The organism is Vibrio sp. V12_P9A6T4 (genome assembly GCF_963874835.1).
GTDB lineage: Bacteria > Pseudomonadota > Gammaproteobacteria > Enterobacterales > Vibrionaceae > Vibrio > Vibrio anguillarum.
In genome coordinates, this window is the sequence record NZ_CAWNJO010000035.1 from 34,596 (window position 1) to 57,783 (window position 23,188).

The 23,188-nt window shown below is 44.7% G+C and carries 21 protein-coding genes; 14 read left to right on the top strand and 7 right to left on the bottom strand.

The window, feature by feature from the left end:
- The first annotated feature begins 1 nt into the window (after position 1).
- Genes tatA through tatC form a run of 3 tightly spaced genes read left to right on the top strand, consistent with a single transcriptional unit; the run spans position 2 to position 1,462 of the window.
- A complete protein-coding gene (gene tatA / locus AACQ42_RS03355; protein ID WP_010319841.1) occupies positions 2–238 on the top strand; it encodes a Sec-independent protein translocase subunit TatA in 237 nt (78 codons plus the stop codon).
- A 3-nt stretch (positions 239–241) separates the two neighbouring features.
- A complete protein-coding gene (tatB, locus tag AACQ42_RS03360) occupies positions 242–649 on the top strand; it encodes a Sec-independent protein translocase protein TatB (protein ID WP_010319842.1) in 408 nt (135 codons plus the stop codon).
- A gap of 60 nt (positions 650–709) precedes the next feature.
- Positions 710–1,462: a twin-arginine translocase subunit TatC gene (tatC, locus tag AACQ42_RS03365; RefSeq protein WP_010319843.1), complete on the top strand. Its 753-nt coding sequence runs from the start codon at positions 710–712 to the stop codon at positions 1,460–1,462.
- A gap of 279 nt (positions 1,463–1,741) precedes the next feature.
- On the opposite strand, the gene AACQ42_RS03370 is transcribed toward tatC, so the two are convergent.
- Positions 1,742–2,503, bottom strand: a complete 762-nt coding sequence (locus AACQ42_RS03370; protein WP_094166289.1) for a TatD family hydrolase — start codon at positions 2,501–2,503, stop codon at positions 1,742–1,744.
- A 188-nt stretch (positions 2,504–2,691) separates the two neighbouring features.
- On the opposite strand from AACQ42_RS03370, the gene hemB reads away from it, so the two are divergent.
- The 4 genes from hemB to AACQ42_RS17565 all read left to right on the top strand — a co-directional run bounded on the left by hemB (position 2,692) and on the right by AACQ42_RS17565 (position 7,504).
- The gene (hemB, locus tag AACQ42_RS03375) at positions 2,692–3,738 is read left to right on the top strand and encodes a porphobilinogen synthase (protein WP_026028265.1); all 1,047 of its coding nucleotides are present in this window, start codon (positions 2,692–2,694) and stop codon (positions 3,736–3,738) included.
- A 583-nt stretch (positions 3,739–4,321) separates the two neighbouring features.
- Positions 4,322–4,489: a hypothetical protein gene (locus tag AACQ42_RS03380; protein ID WP_156117117.1), complete on the top strand. Its 168-nt coding sequence runs from the start codon at positions 4,322–4,324 to the stop codon at positions 4,487–4,489.
- Positions 4,473–7,262: a DNA polymerase I gene (gene polA, locus AACQ42_RS03385; protein WP_094166298.1), complete on the top strand. Its 2,790-nt coding sequence runs from the start codon at positions 4,473–4,475 to the stop codon at positions 7,260–7,262. The genes AACQ42_RS03380 and polA overlap by 17 nt, the downstream gene beginning before the upstream one ends.
- A 194-nt stretch (positions 7,263–7,456) precedes the next feature.
- Entirely contained in the window at positions 7,457–7,504 is a 48-nt protein-coding gene (locus AACQ42_RS17565; RefSeq protein ID WP_438356636.1) for a hypothetical protein, read from the top strand.
- Positions 7,505–8,015: 511 nt separating this feature from the next.
- On the opposite strand, the gene yihA is transcribed toward AACQ42_RS17565, so the two are convergent.
- Positions 8,016–8,729, bottom strand: a complete 714-nt coding sequence (yihA, locus tag AACQ42_RS03390; protein ID WP_081245214.1) for a ribosome biogenesis GTP-binding protein YihA/YsxC — start codon at positions 8,727–8,729, stop codon at positions 8,016–8,018.
- A gap of 167 nt (positions 8,730–8,896) precedes the next feature.
- Between yihA and AACQ42_RS03395 the strand changes: the two genes are divergently transcribed.
- The 5 genes from AACQ42_RS03395 to hemN all read left to right on the top strand — a co-directional run bounded on the left by AACQ42_RS03395 (position 8,897) and on the right by hemN (position 12,947).
- Positions 8,897–9,514: a c-type cytochrome gene (locus AACQ42_RS03395; protein WP_013855644.1), complete on the top strand. Its 618-nt coding sequence runs from the start codon at positions 8,897–8,899 to the stop codon at positions 9,512–9,514.
- Positions 9,515–9,730: 216 nt separating this feature from the next.
- Entirely contained in the window at positions 9,731–10,369 is a 639-nt protein-coding gene (locus AACQ42_RS03400) for a class I SAM-dependent methyltransferase (protein ID WP_094166290.1), read from the top strand.
- Positions 10,369–10,923 (top strand): Der GTPase-activating protein YihI, encoded by a 555-nt coding sequence (gene yihI / locus AACQ42_RS03405; protein ID WP_094166291.1) that lies wholly within the window; start codon positions 10,369–10,371, stop codon positions 10,921–10,923. The genes AACQ42_RS03400 and yihI overlap by 1 nt, the downstream gene beginning before the upstream one ends.
- 8 nt (positions 10,924–10,931) lie before the next feature.
- On the top strand, positions 10,932–11,420 hold the full coding sequence (locus AACQ42_RS03410) for a DUF2489 domain-containing protein (RefSeq protein ID WP_017042451.1): 489 nt from the start codon (positions 10,932–10,934) through the stop codon (positions 11,418–11,420).
- A 138-nt stretch (positions 11,421–11,558) separates the two neighbouring features.
- Positions 11,559–12,947 carry an oxygen-independent coproporphyrinogen III oxidase gene (hemN, locus tag AACQ42_RS03415; RefSeq protein WP_094166292.1) on the top strand — a complete coding sequence of 463 codons (1,389 nt, stop codon included), beginning with the start codon at positions 11,559–11,561 and terminating at the stop codon, positions 12,945–12,947.
- 65 nt (positions 12,948–13,012) lie between these two features.
- On the opposite strand, the gene ilvY is transcribed toward hemN, so the two are convergent.
- Positions 13,013–13,903: an HTH-type transcriptional activator IlvY gene (gene ilvY, locus AACQ42_RS03420; protein WP_013855649.1), complete on the bottom strand. Its 891-nt coding sequence runs from the start codon at positions 13,901–13,903 to the stop codon at positions 13,013–13,015.
- A gap of 143 nt (positions 13,904–14,046) precedes the next feature.
- On the opposite strand from ilvY, the gene ilvC reads away from it, so the two are divergent.
- Positions 14,047–15,531, top strand: coding sequence for a ketol-acid reductoisomerase (gene ilvC / locus AACQ42_RS03425; RefSeq protein WP_013855650.1), 1,485 nt, complete (start codon positions 14,047–14,049; stop codon positions 15,529–15,531).
- Between the two features lie 192 nt (positions 15,532–15,723).
- Here ilvC and ubiK read toward each other — a convergent pair whose 3' ends face one another.
- The 4 genes from ubiK to AACQ42_RS03445 form a co-directional block, all read right to left on the bottom strand.
- A complete protein-coding gene (ubiK, locus tag AACQ42_RS03430) occupies positions 15,724–15,975 on the bottom strand; it encodes a ubiquinone biosynthesis accessory factor UbiK (protein WP_010319855.1) in 252 nt (83 codons plus the stop codon).
- A gap of 122 nt (positions 15,976–16,097) precedes the next feature.
- Entirely contained in the window at positions 16,098–19,220 is a 3,123-nt protein-coding gene (locus AACQ42_RS03435; protein WP_013855651.1) for a multidrug efflux RND transporter permease subunit, read from the bottom strand.
- 11 nt (positions 19,221–19,231) lie between these two features.
- Positions 19,232–20,338 carry an efflux RND transporter periplasmic adaptor subunit gene (locus AACQ42_RS03440; protein WP_017042454.1) on the bottom strand — a complete coding sequence of 369 codons (1,107 nt, stop codon included), beginning with the start codon at positions 20,336–20,338 and terminating at the stop codon, positions 19,232–19,234.
- A gap of 18 nt (positions 20,339–20,356) precedes the next feature.
- Complete coding sequence (locus AACQ42_RS03445; RefSeq protein WP_013855653.1) at positions 20,357–20,968, bottom strand: TetR/AcrR family transcriptional regulator; 612 nt, start codon at positions 20,966–20,968, stop codon at positions 20,357–20,359.
- Positions 20,969–21,107: 139 nt separating this feature from the next.
- On the opposite strand from AACQ42_RS03445, the gene rep reads away from it, so the two are divergent.
- Positions 21,108–23,126: a DNA helicase Rep gene (gene rep / locus AACQ42_RS03450; protein ID WP_094166293.1), complete on the top strand. Its 2,019-nt coding sequence runs from the start codon at positions 21,108–21,110 to the stop codon at positions 23,124–23,126.
- The last annotated feature ends 62 nt before the right edge of the window (positions 23,127–23,188 follow it).

A 23,188-nucleotide genomic window follows, 5' to 3' on the forward strand; every position in this document is an offset into this window, starting at 1 on the left:
AATGGGTGGTATCAGTATTTGGCAACTTCTAATTATTGCCGTGATTGTTGTATTACTATTTGGAACCAAGAAACTGCGTGGTATCGGTAGCGATCTCGGTGGTGCGGTTAAGGGGTTCAAAAAGGCGATGAGCGATGAAGAGCCAGCCAAGAAAGACGCAGATTTTGAACCTAAAAATATAGAGCAGCAGAAGACAGAAGCGACTGCTGAAACTAAAAAAGATAAAGAGCAGGCCTAATACGTGTTTGATATCGGTTTTTGGGAGCTGGTATTAATATCGGTTGTCGCGTTGGTCGTTCTTGGCCCTGAGCGTTTACCTCATGCTATTCGCAGTGTGGCAAAATTTGTTAGCACGGCAAAGAACATGGCGAACAGTGTCAAAGATGAATTAGCACATGAGCTCAAAATTCAAGAGCTGCAAGAAAACTTGCGTAAAGCAGAGCAAATGGGAATGGAAAATTTATCTCCAGAGCTGAAATCTTCTGTGGATCAGCTCAAGCAGGCTGCGCAAGATGTACAACGCCCTTATGCGAACTCATCGCCCTCTGAAACAAAAACAGAGCGCGATGAACAAAGCGTTGAAGTGATTCCCGCTACAACGATTTCGTCGCCTGAAACGGCCGATAAGAAAGCCGACTCATCTCTGTAGGAGGAGTTATTGCTACCACTGTAACTCCTCCTCTTATGCTCTATTTATACGAGGTTCGATATGTCTTCCGTTGAGCAGACACAGCCTTTAATCAGTCACTTGCTAGAGCTGCGCGATCGTTTATTGCGTTCAATAGCTGCGGTGATCGTGATTTTTATCGGCTTAGTCTATTTCTCTAGCGACATCTACGATTTTGTCTCCAAACCATTGGTTGAGCGTTTGCCTGAAGGGGCGACGATGATTGCGACCGATGTTGCCTCGCCCTTTTTCACGCCACTCAAACTTACTTTGATCGCGTCCGCTTTTCTCGCGGTGCCTTTTATCCTTTATCAAATCTGGGCCTTTGTCGCTCCAGGTTTGTATAAGCATGAACGCCGTTTAGTCATGCCATTGATGTTTTCAAGCTCGTTGTTGTTCTATTGCGGTGTGGCGTTTGCGTACTTTGTGGTATTTCCACTGGTGTTTGGCTTTTTTACGGCCATCTCTTTAGGCGGTGTTGAGTTTGCAACGGACATTGCCAGTTATCTCGATTTTGTGCTTGCGCTCTTTTTCGCTTTTGGTATCGCCTTTGAGGTTCCCGTCGCCATCATTTTACTGTGTTGGACGGGGGCGACGACGCCGAAAACCTTGAGTGAGAAAAGGCCTTATATCGTGGTTGGGGCATTTGTGGTGGGTATGTTACTGACGCCGCCTGATATGGTGTCGCAAACCTTGCTCGCCATTCCGATGTGTTTATTGTTTGAGGTTGGACTTTTCTTTGCTCGTTTTTATGTGCGCAAAGATGAGGAAGAGCCGGAAGATGAAAGTCATTAATACATGAAAAAAGCGGCGAATAGCCGCTTTTTTGTACCTATGATAGTGGACTATTTAATCTTCAAAAGATAACCGCACTGAGAGCATCGATAGACTTCCTTGATGCCCAGAAGTTTTTGCCAGAAGGTTCGATGTTGACGTTGTAAGTGATTACCATGTTCACACATATTAGCCACGTTTATGTATTAAAATTTTGCCGCATACTATAGTGTTTGTATGATTGTTTTTGTGACATATATCACGATGATGTGTATGTCATTCTATCTATAGTTCTATAAATTATAATTTAAACAGTGAGTTAGCATTAGTGTTTGTAATGTTATTCACTTCAACCAACGAGAGTTCGGTGAGTTCTGCGATGCGTTTGGCAACTAGCGTTGTGTAAGCTGGTTCGTTGCGCTTACCTCTGTGAGGGACAGGGGCTAAATAGGGGCAATCCGTTTCTAGCAGAACAAAGTTCATATCGAGATGCGGTAATACTTTATCCATACCACCATTTTTAAACGTTGATACACCACCAATCCCAAGATGAAACCCTAGCTCATTAATGGCTTTAGCTTCTTCAAGCGTGCCGCCAAAACAGTGGAATACACCGCTAAGTGAGCCATCTTGCTCTTTTTTCAGCAGTTGTAGAGTTTGAGTGATGGAATCACGGGTGTGGATGACAACAGGCAAATCGCGTTCTTTGGCCCAATTAAGTTGAGTGACGAAAGCCATCTCTTGTTCGGCCTGAAAGGTTTTGTCCCAATACAGATCAATGCCAATTTCACCAATGGCGATAAAAGGGTGTTTATCGAGCCAAGATTCTATAACCGCTAGCGTTTGCTTCACATTTCCATCTACATAGCATGGGTGCAGCCCCATCATCGATCGGCAAAGTTCAGGGTAAGCCGCTTCTGTTTTAAGCATCGGCTCAATGGAGGCAAGATCGATATTGGGCAACAAAATAGCCTCAATGCCTTGCGCCTTAGCGCGTTGCACGACCTCATTTCGATCGTGATCAAATTCAGCGGCATAAATGTGAGCGTGAGTGTCAATCATGGTGTGTCTCGATAAACAGAGAGTGGGAGAACAGTATACGGAAGTGTGAGCCTGAGGTCATTTTTCTGATTTTTGTCGATTGCCGCTAGCGTCAAAAAGCGAGAGTGATATGATTTCGCCACACTTGAGCGATAGCGGTAGTGAAGAAAGAATGCTTTCTCACACCGCGTATAAACAAGGAGAAGAGAGTGTCAGTATCCATTCAAGGTCAGTTCCCAGGGCGTCGCATGCGTCGCTTACGCAAGCATGATTTTAGCCGCCGTTTGATGGCTGAGAATCAGTTATCGGTTAATGATTTAATTTATCCCATGTTTATTTTGATGGGTAAAGATCGCCGCGAGCCAGTGGAGTCTATGCCCGGTATTGAGCGTCTCTCTATCGACTTAATGCTCGAAGAAGCGCTGTATTTGGCTAATCTCGGCGTGCCAGCCATCGCACTTTTTCCAGTGGTTAATCAAGATGCTAAAAGCTTGTGTGCTGCTGAAGCACATAATCCTGACGGCTTAGTGCAACGTGCGGTGAAATTATTAAAAGAGCATATACCACAAATGGGTGTCATTACCGACGTCGCGCTGGATCCTTTCACGACCCATGGCCAAGATGGCATCATCGATGAAAGTGGCTATGTGATGAATGACGAAACCACCGAGGTGTTGATCAAACAAGCGCTGTCTCACGCTGCAGCCGGTGCCGATGTGGTTGCCCCTTCCGATATGATGGATGGACGAATTGGTAAGATCCGCGAAGCGCTTGAAGAGGCGGGTTTTATTCATACACAGATCATGGCTTACTCTGCGAAATACGCGTCATGTTATTACGGCCCATTCCGCGATGCGGTTGGTTCCTCTTCGAACCTGAAAGGGGGAGACAAGAAAAACTATCAGATGGATCCGGCCAACAGCGATGAAGCCATTCACGAAGTGGCGATGGATATCAATGAAGGGGCTGACATGGTGATGGTGAAGCCCGGCATGCCATACCTTGATGTGGTGCGCCGCGTGAAATCTGAATTACAAGTTCCTACGTTTGCGTATCAAGTGTCTGGCGAATATGCGATGCATAAAGCGGCCATTTTAAATGGTTGGCTTAAAGAACGTGAAACCGTAATGGAGTCATTATTGTGCTTTAAACGCGCTGGGGCAGACGGCATTTTAACCTATTTTGCTAAAGACGTTGCGCAGTGGCTGGCAGAAGATAACGCCAAAACGGCACAATATTTACATCAAGACAACTAAGTTGTGAATTTAGGCAGGGGAGCGAATTTTTCTATCTAGTTGAAAATCAATAAAAAAAAGATTTCATGAAATAGATGGTTAGGTGTTTTTAGCATGATTAGAAAATAAATGAGATTTTTTCTCATTTAGGGGTTGATAATTAAATGAGAATCATTATTATTAACCATGTCTTAGGGAATGGCGAAGTTCACAAGGACGTCGAGTTTACGATTAACGAATTGCTAGGTGTTAAAAGTAACAAGACAAATTGGCGACGAACTTGCGCAAGTTCTTTTTGACACGACATTGCTCACATTGCTTCCAGTGTAATTTATAGCTTTATCGTAAGGCTGAATGAATCACTTCACTTAGTTTTACCTGTTTTTGCTAGGCGACATCCTCGGGTGTCGCTTTTTTTATCGCTCATTTTCAAGAGGATGCTTTTGTTGTGAATAAAAGGCCATCGATAGTCTTTTCCACAATCAATGATCGTAAAAAGATCATGATAGGAATGTTCGATCTTTGTTTTATTCATTTATAAACAATAAGTTAATACCATTGTTTTCCTCGTTAATCACTGTTTAATAACCAGTGGATAAAAACTATGAACAGAGTTATCCACAGAATGTCATTTGCGGTGGTGGACAAATCAGCAAAATGTTTCGTTGCTCAAGGTGCATTGGCGTGGAATCCTCAAGACAGTCATGGCATCCTTAGTCATTACATTTCGTACTCGCTTTGGATTGCAAAAGACTATGGCTCGCATACCTGACAACCCGTTCATTCTGATTGATGGCTCTTCTTACCTTTACCGTGCATTTCATGCCTACCCAGGCACCATGAGTAATGGCGAAATTCCAACTAATGCTGTCTATGGCGTGGTCAATATGCTCCGTAGCATGATGCGCCAGTTTTCCGCTGAGCGTATGGTGGTTATTTTTGACGCGAAAGGAAAAACCTTCCGCGATGATATGTACCCACAATACAAAGCTAACCGTCCACCAATGCCTGATGATCTACGTTGTCAGATTGAGCCGTTGCACAATGTTATCCGTGCGATGGGGCTACCGCTGATATCGATTGAAGGTGTCGAAGCCGATGACGTGATTGGTACGCTAGCCTCTCAAGCATCACAAGCCGGCATGCCAGTGCTGATCAGCACTGGTGATAAAGACATGGCACAGCTAGTGGACGAGAATGTCACCTTGATCAATACCATGACGAATGTGGTACTTGACCGTGAAGGGGTGATTGAAAAATTCGGTATCCCTCCTGAGCTTATCATCGACTATCTGGCTTTGATGGGCGATAAAGTCGATAACATACCTGGTGTACCGGGTGTCGGTGAGAAAACAGCGATTGCGTTACTACAAGGCATTGGCAGCCTAGAGCAAATTTACGATAACCTCGATAAAATTGCGCAATTGGGTTTTCGCGGCTCTAAAACCATGGCGCAAAAACTGGCGGATAACCGTGAAAACGCTTTTCTCTCTTACCAATTAGCCACCATCAAGCTGGATGTCGCTTTGGAAGAGAAACCAGAAACCTTGTGCAAAACCCAGCCCAATATTGATGAGTTGATTAAACTTTATGGTCAGCTCACGTTTAAATCTTGGTTAACAGAATTGCTGGATGGTGGTAATGGGGTGATTGACGCTGATGAAAAAGTGGGTGCGGTAAACACTTCTTCACAAGCAAGGGAGATGGATACAACCGCCGCCACGATTGATCGCAGCCAATATCAAACCATTTTAGATGAAGAGACATTTAATACTTGGTTAGAAAAACTGAAAGCGGCAGAAGTATTTGCGTTTGATACGGAAACCGACAGCCTCGATTATATGGTAGCGAATTTAGTTGGCCTCTCTTTTGCGACCGAAGAGGGCGTTGCAGCGTATGTTCCTGTTGCGCATGACTATCTTGACGCACCAAAGCAACTGGACCGTGATTGGGTACTCGCCCAACTTAAACCCATTTTAGAAGATGAAAGCCAAGCCAAAGTGGGGCAGAACCTAAAATACGATGCCAGCATTGTTGCGCGTTACGGTATCAATATGAAAGGCATCAAGCACGATACGATGCTCGCATCTTATGTGTATAACAGCGTCGGTGGCAAACATGATATGGACAGTTTGGCGCTACGATTCTTGCAACACAGCTGTATTTCATTTGAACAGGTGGCGGGAAAAGGTAAAAACCAGCTGACCTTCAACCAAATCGAACTTGAGCAAGCGGCACCGTACGCTGCGGAAGATGCTGATGTGACTTTGCGGCTTCATCACCGTTTGATGAGTCATATTGAGCAAGATGAGAAGCTCAATCGCATCTACCAACAGATAGAAGTACCTCTTGTTCCCGTCTTGTCACGTATGGAACGCACAGGCGTGATGATCGATGATATGTTGCTTGGCGCGCAATCGCATGAAATCGCTGCTCGTTTAGAGCAACTAGAACAACAAGCGTTTGATATCGCGGGTCAACCTTTCAACCTAAGCTCACCAAAACAGCTGCAAACCATTTTGTTTGAACAGATGGGGCTACCGGTGATTAAGAAAACGCCAACAGGTACACCTTCCACCAATGAAGAAGTACTGCAAGAGTTGGCACTCGACGGTTATCCTCTGCCTAAAGTGATCATTGAACATCGTGGTTTAGCTAAGTTGAAATCAACCTATACCGATAAACTGCCTAAAATGATCAACCCAACCACAGGGCGAGTGCATACCTCGTATCACCAAGCTGTAACCGCCACTGGTCGTTTGTCTTCAACCGATCCAAATTTGCAAAATATTCCGATCCGTAACGAAGAAGGACGCCGGATCCGTCAAGCCTTTATCGCTCCTCATGGCTGGAAAATTCTGGCCATCGATTACTCGCAAATTGAGCTGCGGATTATGGCGCACTTGTCCGGCGATAAAGCGCTGCTTGAAGCATTCCAGCAAGGGAAAGATATTCATGCAGCGACCGCGGCTGAAATTCTTGGAGTGAGTATTGAGCAAGTCAGCAGTGAGCAGCGTCGCCGTGCGAAAGCGGTTAACTTTGGTTTGATTTACGGGATGAGCGCCTTTGGTTTAGCCAAGCAGCTCGGCATTCCTCGTTATGAAGCCCAAGAATATATGGATAAATACTTTGAGCGTTATCCTGGCGTGATGCAATACATGGAAGATACACGCTCTACGGCTAGTGAACTTGGCTATGTTGAAACTTTATTTGGTCGCCGTTTGCATCTGCCTGAAATTAAATCGCGTAATGGGATGCGCCGCAAAGCCGCTGAACGTGCTGCGATCAATGCTCCAATGCAAGGTACGGCTGCGGATATCATCAAAAAAGCGATGCTATTAGTCGATGCTTGGATTGAGGAGCATGGACAAGGACGCGTTAAACTCTTGATGCAAGTGCACGATGAACTGGTGTTTGAGGTGCAAGAGACGGCTTTAGCCGAAATTGAAATTAAAGTACAACAATTGATGGAATCAGCGGCAACGCTAGCGGTGCCATTGGTCGCGGATACTGGTCATGGAGACAACTGGGATCAGGCGCATTAGTTGTTTTTTAAGCAGAATTAGCTAATTTATATGAGCCGACGCACAAATGTCGGCTTTTTTATGGCCTAGAAACAAGTGTTCTTGATTTTAAACTTTGTGTTGTTTAATAAAATTTTCATGAAAAAAAACTACAAAAATAGTTTTCATTTCTGACCATTTGTTATACATTAACTCTCGTAGGGTACAGAGGTAAGATGTTCTATCTTTCAGACCTTTTGTTTCACGTTATTGGATTAGGCTGATTCAGCCGCCCCAGTCAGTATTTGACTGGGGCGTTTTTTATTGGGCCAAAGAAAATATTCATCACTGTTTTTTTACGAGAGTTTAGGTGATACAAACACACTATTCTATTGCTGAGTAGTTACTTTGTTTCTTTTATAAACACCCAATTCTGTAACTGGCTAACAGTCACACTTTGATTATTTCTAATGAGAAATCAAGTTCGCCTCAAACACAAAGAATATGTTTAAATTTCATTAATATTCATTATGTTATGTTGATTTTATTGGGGTGAGCCAGAGGAGTGTTCTGTGGGTGAGTGAATTGATGACTCTTTGACCTATTGAAAAGTTGGAGGGATTAAGGAATGCTTAGCAAAACAATAATAAATTACCTCCTATTTCTCTCCCGTTGCCCCACCAGGATGGTGGGGATTTTTCTCTTTGCCGTTCGCATTTGGATTTAAAGCCTATAAAAAAGCCCCACGATTAGGTAGGGCTCTGTTGGAGTCACGATTTTTAGTGTTCTTCAGAATTAGTGTTGTGCAGAATGGTCTGGATTCTCTTCTATCTCTTCTAAGTCTAAATGAGTTGAGTCACACTCATCCATCTCTTCCACTGTTTCTTGCTCGGCTAAATGTGCGAGTGCGGGTGCAAACCACGTATCTAATTTGTTACGCAGCACATCGACGCCTAAGCCTTTCAATGATGAAAAAGCATCGACAGTGACATCGCCGCCAAAAGAGCGTGCCTCTTCACGAATTTTTAACACTTGAGCTTTACGTGCGCCACTTTTTAGCTTGTCCGCTTTAGTCAGTAGTACTAGTACTGGGATGTAGCAATCGACAGCCCAAGAAATCAATTGTTGGTCGAGATCTTTCATCGGATGGCGAATGTCCATTAGCACAACCAGCCCTTTTAAGCTCTTACGCTTTTGTAGGTATTCACCTAATGATTTTTGCCATTTTTTCTTCAGTTCCAAAGGAACTTGAGCAAAACCATAGCCCGGTAAATCCACAATATGACAACCTTCAGTGACTTTAAATAGGTTGATCAGTTGGGTTCGACCCGGAGTTTTACTGGTTTTAGCCAAGCTCTTCTGATTCGTTAAGCGATTCAACGAACTCGACTTACCTGCATTGGAGCGTCCTGCAAACGCAATTTCGATCCCTTCATCATCAGGTAGATGACGAATGTCAGGCGCACTGGTAATGAAATGCGTGTTTTGATAATGAATTTTTACGCTCACTGTTAACTCCATCTCGACTTTGTGTAGTCGATTGATTACTTTTTTGTGAAATTGTGTAAAATAACCGTGCTCGGCATAAGGTCGCCTATTGTACCATGAGTCGCCACTGAGAGTGAGTAGCAACTGCAAAGTGGTACTGGAAGCTTGATAATTATAAATGGAATGTCATGAAGAAATTAGCGCTAATCTTGAGTCTTTTAGCCAGCTGCTCAGTGTGGGCCCAAGGCAGCATTGAAGCTGGTAAAGCAAAATCCCAAACGTGTGTTGCCTGTCACAGTGCTGATGGCAATAGTCTACTTACAATCTATCCTAAAATTGCTGGTCAGCATGAGAAATACATAGAGAAGCAATTGCATGATCTCAAGCTGGGAATGACAAGCGGTGGCAAACAAGGTCGTTACGATCCCGTAATGAGTGCCATGGCGATGCCTCTTAGCGACGAAGATATAGCTGATCTTGCAGCGTATTTTGCATCACAAACTATTTCAGCGAACTCAACGCCTGAAGACGTTGCAGTGAAAGGAAAAGCACTTTATAGCGCAGGTGATGCAGAGCGTGGTTTAACCGCTTGTATTGCGTGTCATGGTCCACGTGGTAATGGTACTGAGCTTTCAGGTTTCCCTAAAATTTCTGGTCAGCATGCTGACTACATCAAAGCTCAACTGCAAAAATTCCGCGATGACGCTCGTAATAATGATATGAATGCCATGATGCGTGATGTCGCGAAAAAGCTCAGCGACACTGACATCGAAATACTTTCTAAATACGTTGGCGGCCTTCACTAAACCCTACACCGTTCGAGCACTGTTGTTTGAAAACGCCTTAGCACTGAGCTAGGGCGTTTTCTTTTGTGCTGAAGAAAACGTAATTTTTTGCTCAATGATCGGCTTACCTATCGCTTTTTTTATCTTTTTTTGCCTAGCTGGTGAAAAAATACGCGCTGACTCTCCACTCTAATGCCACTTTCTGGTATGTTGCGCATCCCTGTTTGAGGATGTTACATGCACATTTGCCCATTATGTTTTAGTGAACAAATAGTTCCTTATTTTGCCGATAAAGTTCGCCCTTATCTGCATTGCCAACACTGTGCACTTGTGTTTGTTAGCCCTGAACATCGTCTTGACGAAAAAGCGGAAAAAGCATTTTATGATTTGCATGAAAATAACCCGCAGGATAGGGGTTATCGCCAGTTTTTGTCACGCGTTTGTGCGCCGATGTTGGAGAGGCTTTCTCCGGCATCTAACGGGTTAGATTTTGGTTGTGGGCCGGGGCCAACCTTATCCATTATGTTGGAAGAGGCTGGGCACACAATGTCGTTATACGATATCTTTTTTCATCCAGATGAAAAGGTGTTGCAGGCGACCTATGATTTTATGACTGCCACTGAAGTGATTGAGCATTTACATAAGCCGCACCAAGTTTGGCAGCAATGGTTAAATTTAGTTAAGCCAGGAGGCTGGATTGGGTTAATGACCAAACTAGTCAAAGACGTGGAGGCGTTTGCTGGGTGGCACTACAAAAATGATCTCACACATGTGATCTTTTTTAGTCGTGAAACCTTCCAGTACTTGGCCAAGCGGGATGAGCTTGAACTTGAATTTATTGGTAATGATGTAATTTTACTGAGGAAACCCCAGTAATGAGCCGTAGTAAAAAATCGAGAAAGCCGGGTTCAGCCGGTGAAGGCGACGTGATTGTCACGCGTAATCGCAGTGAGGCAGATGTTGAAGGCCGTTTGCGTAAGCGAGTTAAAAAACAGAAAGGTCTGAAAGCGGGTAGCCGCCATTCCGATGGTTCAGATCACCAGCAACGAGAAGCCGCTAAAGCGCGCGATCCGCGTTTAGGCAGCAAGAAAAAAATTCCGTTGGTGGTTGAGCCAGCGAAGAAAATGACCAAGCAAGAGCGTCGTTTGTCGGCTGAGCAAGAGCTCGAAATGCTGGAAAATGATGCGCAATTGAACGTGTTGCTCGATCGTATTGATAATGGCGAAAACCTAGGTGCCGGCTTACAAAAATACGTTGATGAGAAACTCGATCGTATTGAAGCACTGATGAAGCAACTTGGTCTGTATGCTGAAGAGCAAGAAGATGTTTTCGAGCCAATCGTGACTGGCGGTAGTGCCAAAAAATCACGTTCAGATGATGATTTATTATCAGATTTTGAAGGCTTCGACCTAAATGATTTAAAAGGATAGAAAGTGCCATGAATGTAACCTTGTTAGCCATTGCTGGTGGAATCATTATTCTCGGCTTAGCGTCTTACGCTGGTTACCTTCTGCTGCAACTGAAAAAGCAAAAGGATTTGCAGCTTCAACATCAAACATTGGCCATTGAAAAACGCAATGCAAATATTTTTGATAGCGTAAATACGCTTTGCATGGCTGGGATTCAAGGCCAATGTGATCTCTCCGAGATCAGCATCCGTGTCTACTGCATTATGGATTATGTTCAAGGCGAACAGAGAATCGACTTTGATAGTTCGTATCCCGCTATTTCCGAACTGTATTCTATAGTGAAGGATATGCCGCGTGGCGAAGAGCGCAGCCAACTCGCTAAACAAGAGCGAATGAAGCATAACTTAGTGCGCCAAAAGGCGGAGGCCCGTTTAATGGATGCGATTGTTGAAGAGTTAAAAGTTCTACAAAAACGCATTGCCCCTTTGAATAGTCAAATTCCGATTCAAATGATGTAATGGCTCGACTGCCTCTTTCGAGTGAGTGATCGCGTTAGCAGTTTAGAACATTTATACACAAATTTCGTTTTGTCACCCGACGTCCATCATTGTCATGTGGCAAAATAGCCCGTCAAAGTTTCGAACGGAAAGCACAGCATGTCTTCGCAAGTCGTACCCAGCCAACAGATCGTATGGGATCAAGCTGTTTTAGATAAGTATAACTATTCAGGCCCGCGTTATACCTCTTATCCTACAGCACTTGAATTCCATGAAGCATTTACTATTGCCGATTATGATATGGCGTGTGCCCAATACCCTGACAGGCCACTTTCGCTTTATATTCATATCCCGTTTTGTCACAAACTTTGTTACTACTGTGGTTGTAATAAGGTGATTACCCGTCATTCGCATAAAGCCGACGACTATTTGGATGTGCTCGAACATGAGATTCGCCAACGAGCCTCTTTGCTGCATGGCCGTAGAGTCACACAACTGCATTTCGGTGGCGGCACACCAACCTTTTTAACTCAATTGCAAATTAGCCGTTTAATGGCCATTTTGCGTGGTGAGTTCCGCTTTGAAAATGACGCAGAAATCAGTATTGAAGTTGATCCGCGTGAAATCGAGTTAGAGATGCTTGATCACCTGCGCAGCGAAGGATTTAACCGCCTGAGCATCGGCGTACAAGATTTCAACAAAGAAGTGCAAAAGCTGGTGAACCGCGAGCAAGATGAAACCTTTATTTTTGCTATGGCGGAACGAGCTAAACAGCTGGGTTTTCGCTCAACCAACCTTGATCTCATATACGGCTTGCCTAAGCAGACTAAAGGCTCTTTTGCTAAAACATTAGCGCAAGTGTTGGAGATGAAGCCGGGTCGATTGTCGGTATTTAACTACGCGCACATGCCGCAGCTGTTTGCTGCGCAGCGTAAGATTAAAGATGAAGATCTACCTACGGCGGAAGAAAAACTGGCCATATTACAAGACACGATCGCGACCTTGACGGGTGCTGGTTATCAGTTCATTGGCATGGACCATTTTGCACTGCCCAATGATGAGTTGGCCGTCGCGCAGCGTGAAGGCATTTTACATCGCAACTTTCAAGGTTATACCACGCAAGGTAACTGCGACTTAGTTGGCTTTGGTGTCTCAGCCATTTCAATGATTGGGGATGCGTATGCGCAGAACCAAAAAGAGCTGAAAAAATACTATGAGCAAGTCAATGAGTTACGTCATGCACTCTGGAAAGGGGTGGCACTGGATAGTGATGACTTACTCCGTCGCGAAGTGATCAAGCAGCTTATCTGCAATTTCAAACTGGATAAAAGCCAAATTGAAGCACAGTTTGACGTGACGTTTAATCACTACTTCAAGCAAGATCTTGAGTTACTACAAACCTTTATTGATGATGAGTTAGTGGAAGCTGATGAAAAAGAGATCCGCGTGACTTTGCGCGGGCGGTTGTTGATCCGCAACATCTGCATGTGCTTTGATAAATACTTGCGTGTTCGTGCTCGTCAGCAACAATTTTCGCGGGTAATTTAACGCCCTTACCATGAATCATAAAGCCACTGCTCGTCAGTGGCTTTTTCTTTGAAAAGAGGGATGAGTTATGGCGTCAGGTATTTATTCGCTGCAACATCCCACAATGCTTTGATTAATGGGTTATCAAGCTGCGAGCGTTTGCAGCACACACCGAGCTGAAATGGTTTTACGGGTGCTAATTTAAGGCGCTGGATCTTATCTCTCACCGGGCTATTGTTGATCACCACATCTGGCGCAATGCCGATACCACAACCGAGCGCGACCATGCTGACAATCGCTTCATGCCCTGAGCTCTGCGCGTAAATATTGGGTTTGATCTTCATTTTTTTAAACCATGCATTGGCTCTATCTCTTGCCGTTCCCGCTTCAGGAACAATAAAAGGGACAACTGACCAATCGGGTGTGTCATTTTGCAGTTGTTCGATAAAGCTACTGATCCCGAGCGGCGCGATCACCGATAAGGGGATTTCACCAATCGTTTCAAATTCAACGCGAGCTGGTAGCTGTTCGGGCATGGCTGAAATGGCAATATCCGCTTCATCATTCAAAATCTTATCAATCGCTTGAGCAGGATCGCCAGTCAAGAGTTTGAACTCAATATACGGATGGCGAACTCGAAAATCGGACAGTAACTGAGGCAGGTGGCTATAGCTGGCAGTGACGGAGCAAAACAAACGAATTTCACCTTGTAATACGCTGTTTTGGTTTTTCATTTGTACGTTATATTGCTGCCACTCTGTAATGATTTTGAGTGCAACAGGAACCAGTTTACTGCCTGCTGGCGTTAGCTCAACGCTACGATTATCACGCACAAATAAGCTTTGGCTAGTTTCTTCTTCCAGCTTCTGGATCTGCCGGCTGAGCGCGGATGGGCTGATGTGCATCGCGGCGGCAGTCTTACTGAAGTTTTTACTCTCACACAGATGGATAAACATCTGCAGGTTTTTAATGTTCATAAGTTAATCACATCACGTTGCATAAATTGCAATAACTAATTGTGAATATATCACTTTAAGCAACTTGATGTCTGCTTTAGTATCAGTTTATTCGGTTCTAGAAACCGACCTGATGGAAAGAATCTTTAAAGGAGAGCGCTAACATGGCTAACTATTTCAATACCCTAAATCTACGCCAACAACTTGACCAACTTGGTCGTTGCCGCTTTATGGATCGCTCTGAGTTTGAAAGCGAAGCCGAGTACCTCAAAGGTAAAAAAGTAGTGATTGTCGGTTGTGGTGCACAAGGTTTAAACCAAGGTCTAAATTTACGAGACTCTGGCCTTGATGTCTCTTATGCATTGCGTCAAGCGGCGATCGACGAACAGCGTCAGTCCTATAAAAATGCTAAAGAGAACGGTTTTGAAGTGGGTAGCTATGAAACGCTCATCCCTCAAGCAGACTTGGTCATTAACCTAACGCCAGATAAACAGCACAGCAATGTTGTCGAAACCATCATGCCGCTGATGAAAAAAGGTGCAGCATTGGGGTATTCTCACGGCTTCAACGTGGTTGAAGAGGGGATGCAGATCCGTAAAGACATCACGGTTGTGATGGTGGCGCCTAAGTGCCCGGGAACCGAAGTGCGTGAAGAGTATAAGCGTGGTTTCGGCGTGCCGACTTTGCTTGCCGTTCACCCAGAAAATGACCCTCAAGGTGAAGGTTGGGATATCGCAAAAGCTTGGGCGGCGGGAACGGGCGGTCATCGTGCTGGCTGTTTGGAATCCTCTTTCGTTGCCGAAGTAAAATCGGACCTTATGGGCGAGCAAACCATCTTGTGTGGCATGCTACAAGCGGGTTCGATTGTGTGCTATGAGAAGATGGTAGCAGAAGGTATTGACCCAGGTTACGCAGGTAAACTACTGCAATACGGTTGGGAAACGGTAACTGAAGCGCTGAAATTTGGTGGCATCACTCACATGATGGATCGCCTATCAAACCCAGCAAAAATCAAAGCGTTTGAGCTGTCTGAAGAGCTTAAAGACTTGATGCGCCCACTGTACAACAAACATATGGATGACATTATTTCTGGTCATTTCTCTAGCACTATGATGGCTGACTGGGCCAACGATGATGCTGATTTGCTGGGCTGGCGTGCTGAAACCGGTGAAACTGCGTTTGAAAACTACCCACAGTCTGATGTACAGATCACTGAGCAAGAGTACTTCGACAAAGGTATTTTGATGATTGCCATGGTTCGCGCTGGGGTTGAGCTGGCATTTGAAGCTATGACGGCTTCCGGTATTGTTGAAGAGTCAGCTTACTATGAATCCCTGCATGAGCTGCCACTGATTGCCAACACAGTAGCACGTAAGCGTTTGTATGAAATGAACGTGGTTATTTCTGATACGGCAGAGTATGGTAATTACCTGTTTGCCAATGTCGCAACACCGTTACTGCGCGAAAAGTTCATGCCAAAAGTATCTACTGATGTGATTGGTAAAGGCCTTGGTGAAAGCTCGAATTTCGTTGATAACGCGACCTTGATTGAAGTTAACGAAATTCTTCGCAACCATCCGGTTGAGTACATCGGTGAAGAGTTGCGCGGTTACATGACAGATATGAAACGCATTGCTGTCGGTGGCTAAAGGCTAATTCACCTTCCGGTGGTTAAGAAGGGGTCGAGAGTTCGCCCCTTTTCAATGACGAGAATGATGATGTAAAGCTCCAGACTGACTGGAGAGAATAAATACAAAAGCAAACACAATATAAAACAAAAGGCTTGGTCGCCGTTGACCAAGCCTTTTTTATTGGGAAATTTTTATCTCAACCGGGCAATATTATTTGGCGGTGATTTTCGCTTCTAGCTCGGCCAATTTTTGCTCCATTTCAGTGAGCTTTTGGCGAGTACGCATCAATACTTGAGTCTGTACATCAAATTCTTCACGGCTTACCACGTCCAATTTATTTAATTGGCCTTGGATCACTTGGCGGATTTTTTGATCAACGTCGGCACCCAAATCTTTTACGGGTTGAGGCATTGAATCGTGAATTTGTTTGGCAATTTGCTCAAGTTTTTTAGGGTCAAACATAGCGGCTTACACTCCTGTCAGTTTGTTTCCATTCTAAGCAATTGAGCTGAGAATGTCGTTATTCAAGGTAAGAAAAAGGCCACTGAGGTGGCCTTTTTTGAAGCAGTCTTAATTATATTGTGTTATTTATTTTCAGCGAGTCGGCGTTGTGCTGCTTTGGCCTCGTCAACTCTGGCTAGCTTTTCGAGGTCTTTATCCTCAACAAACACAGGCAGTGGCTTATGTTTTTCGGCTAGATAGCTGTAAATTACAGGCAGTACGAATAGCGTAAATAGTGTACCAATCGCAAGACCTGCCACAATCACAATACCAATACTAAAGCGCTGAGCTGCACCTGCACCCGTTGCGTACATCAACGGGATCAAACCTGCAATCATCGCTGCTGTCGTCATTAGAATTGGGCGAAGACGCACTTTGGCTGCCTCCATCACCGCTTCGATGCGAGACTTGTTATGGTGTAGCTGCTCTTCTTTCGCCACTTCACAAATAAGAATACCGTGCTTGGTGATAAGACCAACCAGTGTAATCAACCCTACTTGCGAGTAGATGTTCATGGTTGCTGCGCCCCAAGCCAGTGCAATTAATGCTCCGCAAATGGCGAGAGGTACAGATACCATGATAACCAATGGATCTTTTAACGACTCAAATTGAATCGCCAGTACCAAGAAGATGATGGCGAGTGCCAAACCAAAGGTCGCGTAGAGTGCGCTTCCCTCAGTCACGTATTGACGTGCTTCACCCATATAATCGTGGTTGTAGCCTGCGGGCAGTTTAGTCGCGGCAACATCCTCAAACCACGTAATCGCATCACCCATTGCAACTCCTGGGCCCGGTACACTTCCGACGGTTGCCGAGTTTAGCTGGTTAAAGTGCGGCAGTGAGCGCGGCTCTGCAATCACATCAATGGTAATTAGGCTCCCTAATGGGATCATTTTTCCGTCAACGGCACGCACAAAGTAGTGATTCATCGATTCAGGGTTGAGGCGATATTTACGTTCAACCTGCGGGATCACTTCATAAGAGCGGCCATTGAGATCGATGCGGTTGACATAGCCATCCGCCATCATGGTCCCTAATGTCGTGCCAATATCCTTCATCGTGATGCCATAAACCCCAGCTTTATCTTTGTCGATATTGATTTTCATCGTCGCAGAATCGTAATTGAGGTCTAAATCGGAGTACACAAACATCGGGCTTGCTTTCACTTCTGTTAGCACTTCAGTGGCAATAGCAAACAAACTTTCAAAGCTATTGGGTGTAGTGATGACAAATTGAATTGGCAATCCAGAGCCTGCGCCGGGAAGTTCAGGCATTTGGAAGGCCGTCACGGCCATGCCTGGAATATCTTGCACTAAGGTGCCGACTCGAGTGGCAACCTCAGCTTGGCTTGCCTGGCGTTCACTCCAAGGCACCATAGAGGCAATACCAAACGCTTGGTTGGAGCTTGGAACACCGGTAAAGACTTGAGCAAACTGAACTTCTGGCTGTTCAGACAGAATCGTATTCACGTCATTCATGGTGTTTTGTAAATAGTCCAAGTTCGCATTCGAAGAACCCGTACCAATTAACATGACCACGCCTTTATCTTCAGAAGGGGCAAGCTCACTTGGAATGAATTTGAACAGCATAGGCAGGCTGGCAAACACGATCACCGCAAAGGCAATCACGACAGGACGGCGCTGCATTACTTTCTCGAGTAATTTCGCGTAGCGGTTACTCATTGAATCAAGTAATCCATGCACTTTTTGTTCAAACTTGTTGGGCTCTTCGTGCGCTTTAAGCATTTTAGAACACATCATGGGTGAAAGTGTCAGTGCAACAATACCTGAAACAAATACAGCACCAGCCAGTGTGAGTGCAAACTCTTTAAAGAGTGAGCCTGTTATGCCACCCATCATCGCTATCGGTGCATAAACGGCGCCCAGTGTCAGCGTCATCGCAATTACCGGAACGGCGATTTCACGAGTACCAATAATCGCGGCACGAAATGGTGATTCACCCAGCTTAATGTGGCGGTCAACGTTTTCTAGTACAACGATTGCATCATCCACCACAAGGCCGATAGCCAATACCATCGCTAGCAGTGTCATCAAGTTCCATGAGAAGCCCATTCCCTGCATTACCATAGCAACACCAACTAAGGAGAGTGGAATGGTAACAATCGGGATGATAACGGCACGTAAAGAGCCTAGGAATAGAGTAATGACGACAAGTACGATCAAGGCGGCTTCAGCGATGGTTTTTATGACCTCGTGGATCGATTCATTGATCGCCACCGTGGAGTCATACATCACGTTCATTTCGATGTTACTTGGTAGATTACGCTTTAACTGCGGTAACAGATCCAGCACATCTTGAGCAATGTTGATTGGGTTTGCGCTAGGTGCTGCGTTGATGGCTGCTACAACCGCTTCTCGGCCGTTTGCACTTGCGCGGTAAACATCATGGCTTTTTTCTAGCGTGACGTTTGCAATATCACCTAGGCGAATAACATTGCCGTCGCCCGTTTTAACCACCAGGTTTTTCAGCTCATCGACATTTGACACTTGCGTATCGGCACTACCGTTATACAGCACGAATTCGCCAGTGGCTTGTCCTGTTGCTGATTGATAGTTGTTGGCATTCAGCACGTTCATCACATCGCCCGCAGTGAGCTGTAGTCCTGCCATTTTTGCTGGATCAAGCCAAATGCGAAGGGCGTATTTCATGCCACCATACAAGTCAATCTTAGAGACGCCGTTGACGGTGAATATTTGAGGGTTAAATACACGCTCAAGATAGTCAGTAATTTGGCTTGAACTAAGTTCATCACTAGTGAAACCAATATACAGCACCGCGGTGGTTGAGCCGGTAGACATAGTTACCGTCGGATCTTCGGCCTCTTTAGGAAGCTGTGAGCGTACCGAGTTCGTTTTTGCTAACACATCTGAAAGTGCAGCGTTGGGATCGGTATTGAGCTTCATCGTTACGGTAATCGTTGATTTACCCAATACCGAAGAAGAAGTCATATAATCAATGTTGTCGGCTTGTGCGACTGCTTGTTCCAAAGGTTGAGTGATAAAACCTTGGATTAAGTCGGCACTTGCACCGTAATAGCCTGTACTCACTGTAACAACGGTATTCGTCATTTCAGGGTATTCACGAACCTGCATTTTGAAAATAGCTTGAAAACCAAGCAGAGCTATCAAAAAGCTGATCGATACCGCGAGCACTGGACGTTTTATAAAAACATCAGTAAAACGCATGATTCCTCCAATTACAGCATCGGTGTTTCAGCAGGTGGTGTAGTCGCATTACTTTCGACTACCCGAACTTTCGAATGGTTACTTAAGCGCACTTGACCTGAAGTGACCACGATGTCTCCATCTTGTACGCCCTCTAAAATATGCGCCACAGCACCTTTGCGTTCACCTACTTTTACAACGCGCTGCTCTACTCGTTTAACGCCATCTTCTTCTTTCAACACGTAAACATTATCACCATACAGGGTGAAGGTAATGGCGGTTTGAGGAAGCGTGACTTGGTTTTCTAATTTCGGCAGGATGATGTTGGCACGAGCAAACATACCGCTGCGTAGTTTACCGTCACTATTTGGAATATCGGCTTGCACTTGGATTAAACCACTTTGAACGCTAACGGCAGGCTCAATCGCAGTAATGGATCCTGTAAACGCTGCATTAGGATAAGCATCGATAAAAATATCTACTTGCTGGCCTAATGAAATACGTGAAATATCCGTTTGTGGAACGGTAAAGCGCAGACGCATTACACTGGTATCTTCCAAGCGAACAATATCGGTGCCTGGCTGTAGGTATTGGCCTAAATACACATTACGGATACCCACCACACCAGCAAAGGGAGCTTTGATTTCACGACGATCAATGGAAGCTTTTAAACTTTCAATATCTGCAGACAAAGAGTAGTAGTTTGCTTCGGCTTCATCATAAGCTTCTTTTGAAATCGACCCTTTAGCGAATAGACCTTTATAGCGTTCGTATTTCGCTTTTGCAGCAGGTAGGCGAGCTTGTGAGCTTTTTAAATTCGCTTTCTCAACCGCAGAATCAAGTAAAACTAAAGGTTGGTCTTCCTCTACTTGTGTCCCTGATTCAAATGAAATCTTATCGATCACGCCGCTGGTTTCAGATGTCAGTGTCACGCCTTGATTGGGTTCAATAAAACCAATCGCTTCAATCACTGGGATCCAATCAACAGGAGTTACATCAGTCACTGTCACTGGAAATTCAGGTTCAGGACGGTTGGCCATGAATTCGGCAATTTTTTGTTGTTTAAACAGATTAAAACCTATCACGCTACCAAACAGTAGGAAGGCGATAAGTAACATAAAGAATGTCCACTTTTTCATTCTAGTCAGAACTCCAAGTTAGTGTTGAGTAATTGCATCCCAACTGGCGTCAATCACAGCACTGAGTGCGCTGTCATCCAGTTGATAACATTCCATCGCTTTTTTACGGGCAAGGGCGACCGTTGTTTCGAAGCTTAAAGCAGACAAAATCTGGTTATCCAACGGCTTGAATAATCCCTGCTCTTTACCTTGATCAAATAGTAAATCCACTTTGGCAAACATTTTTCGCTCAAGTTCCTTAACATTGCAACTGATTGTTGTTGGCAATGATTCATATTGAACTCGGTTGCTGAGTGTTGCACTGCTTGATTGTGCTAATTCCCAGATATTAAGCCACATCATTTTAAAGCGTTCTTTCAAAGGCATCTCATCATCAATATTGGCTTGCACCGCGTCAGCAATGTGCTGACAAACGTGTAAGCGAACTGTCACGAGAAGATGATCTTTGTCATCAAAGTAACGGTAAATTGTTCCCGTTGCGACACCGGCTTCTTTGGCTAATTTGTGCATCGATAAGCCTTGAAATCCAGATTCAGCGATCAGCTTTTCAGCGGCCACCAATATCTGCTGGTACTTATCCACGTGAATACAGTTAGACATGCTGACATCCCACAGTGAATGAACGTTCATTCATTATAGACCAAACTATAGCCCCTTATGCAATACACTAGTGTAGTAAAATGACAAAAATCTTATGGTGAATGACGTAGTAATCAGTAAAGCGCGGCATTATCATAGACGGCCCAAATAAAAGTGATACGAGTACCTCATGAAGCTGAATCCAAGACAAGACGAAGCCGTCAAATATGTATCGGGCCCATGTCTAGTATTGGCGGGGGCTGGCTCGGGTAAAACGCGCGTAATTACCAACAAGATCGCTTACTTGGTTCAACAGTGTGATTATAAAGCGCGCAACATTGCTGCCGTTACATTTACTAACAAAGCCGCTCGAGAAATGAAGGCGCGGGTAGCACAAACGCTTGGAAAAGCTGAGTCAAAAGGGCTGCTCGTTTCCACATTTCATACTTTAGGCCTCAATATTATCCGTCGGGAATATAAATTTTTGGGCTTGAAAGCGGGGTTCTCTCTGTTTGACGACCAAGACCAGCTTGCGCTGCTCAAAGAGTTGACAGAGAAACAGCTCGAGGGCGATAAAGATCTGCTGCGCCAATTACTCAGCACCATCTCCAACTGGAAGAACGACATGTTGACGCCAGATCAAGCGAAAGGTTTTGCTCAAGGTGAACAACAACAGCTGTTCGCTTACTGCTTCGATCTTTATCAAAAGCAAATGAAAGCGTATAACGCGCTCGATTTTGATGATCTTATTTTAATGCCGGTACTGTTATTGCAAAACAACGCCGAAGTTCGTCAGCGTTGGCAAAACCGCATTCGCTACTTGCTGGTGGATGAATATCAAGATACCAATACCAGTCAATATGAGTTAGTGAAACTGTTGGTTGGAGAACGTGGCCGTTTAACCGTGGTGGGTGATGATGATCAATCCATCTATTCTTGGCGAGGGGCGAAACCGCAAAACCTCGTGTTGCTGGGGCAAGATTACCCAAATCTTAAACTGATTAAGCTTGAGCAGAACTACCGTTCAACCAGCCGTATTTTGAGAGCGGCCAATATTCTGATTGCTAACAACCCACACGTGTATGAGAAAACGCTTTTTTCTGAGATCCCTGAGGGTGAAAAACTCAAAGTTCTGCTGGCGAAAAATGAAGATCATGAAGCGGAGCGGGTCACTGGTGAACTGATTGCGCATAAATTTCTCAATCGCACCGAATATCGTGATTACGCGATATTGTACCGCGGTAATCATCAGTCACGCTTAATTGAAAAATCGCTGCTGCAAAACCGCGTGCCTTATAAGTTATCCGGTGGAACGTCATTTTTTGCCAGAGCCGAAATTAAAGACATCATGGCTTACCTCAAAGTGTTGGTGAACCCTGACGATGACAATGCTTTTTTACGCATTGTGAACACGCCAAAACGAGAAATTGGCCCAGTCACGTTGGAGAAATTGGGTAGTTACGCCAATATGCGTGGCAAAAGCTTGTTTTCGGCCAGTTTTGAACTTGGCTTAGAGCATCATTTGTCTGGAAGAGGGCTCGACAACTTGCGTCAGTTTACGCAATGGTTAGTGGCTATCTCAGATCAAGCTGAACGAGGCAATACCGTTGAAGCGGTGCGATCGTTAGTCCGAGATATTCATTATGAAGATTGGCTGTATGAAACCTCTTCCAGCCCCAAAGCGGCCGAAATGCGTATGAAAAACGTCTCTGATCTCTATTCTTGGATTGTGGCTGACCTTGAAGGTGACAACTATGACCAACAAGAAAAATCGCTCAAAGAAGTTGTACAGCGCTTAACCCTACGTGACATGATGGAGCGAAGTGAAGAAGAGGATGAGAGTGATGCCGTTCAGTTGATGACACTGCATGCATCGAAAGGCCTTGAATTTCCTTACGTTTATTTGATTGGCACTGAAGAGGGTATTCTTCCTCATCAAACCAGTATCGATGAGGACAACGTCGAAGAAGAACGTCGTTTGATGTATGTCGGGATAACTCGAGCGCAGCGAGAACTGACTTTCACTATGTGTAAAGAACGTCGTCAATACGGGGAACTGCTTAAACCCACACAAAGTCGCTTTTTGGATGAATTACCCTTTGACGATGTTGAGTGGGAACAGAGTAAAAAGCCAGTAAGTCAAGAAGAGCGAATGGCGAAAGGACAAAGTCATATTGCTAATTTGCGCGCTGCCATGTTTAAGAAATAGTGCTTAAAAAATAATAAAAACAAAGGTTTGGGATTAAATCCAAGCCTTTGTTTTATAGGAAT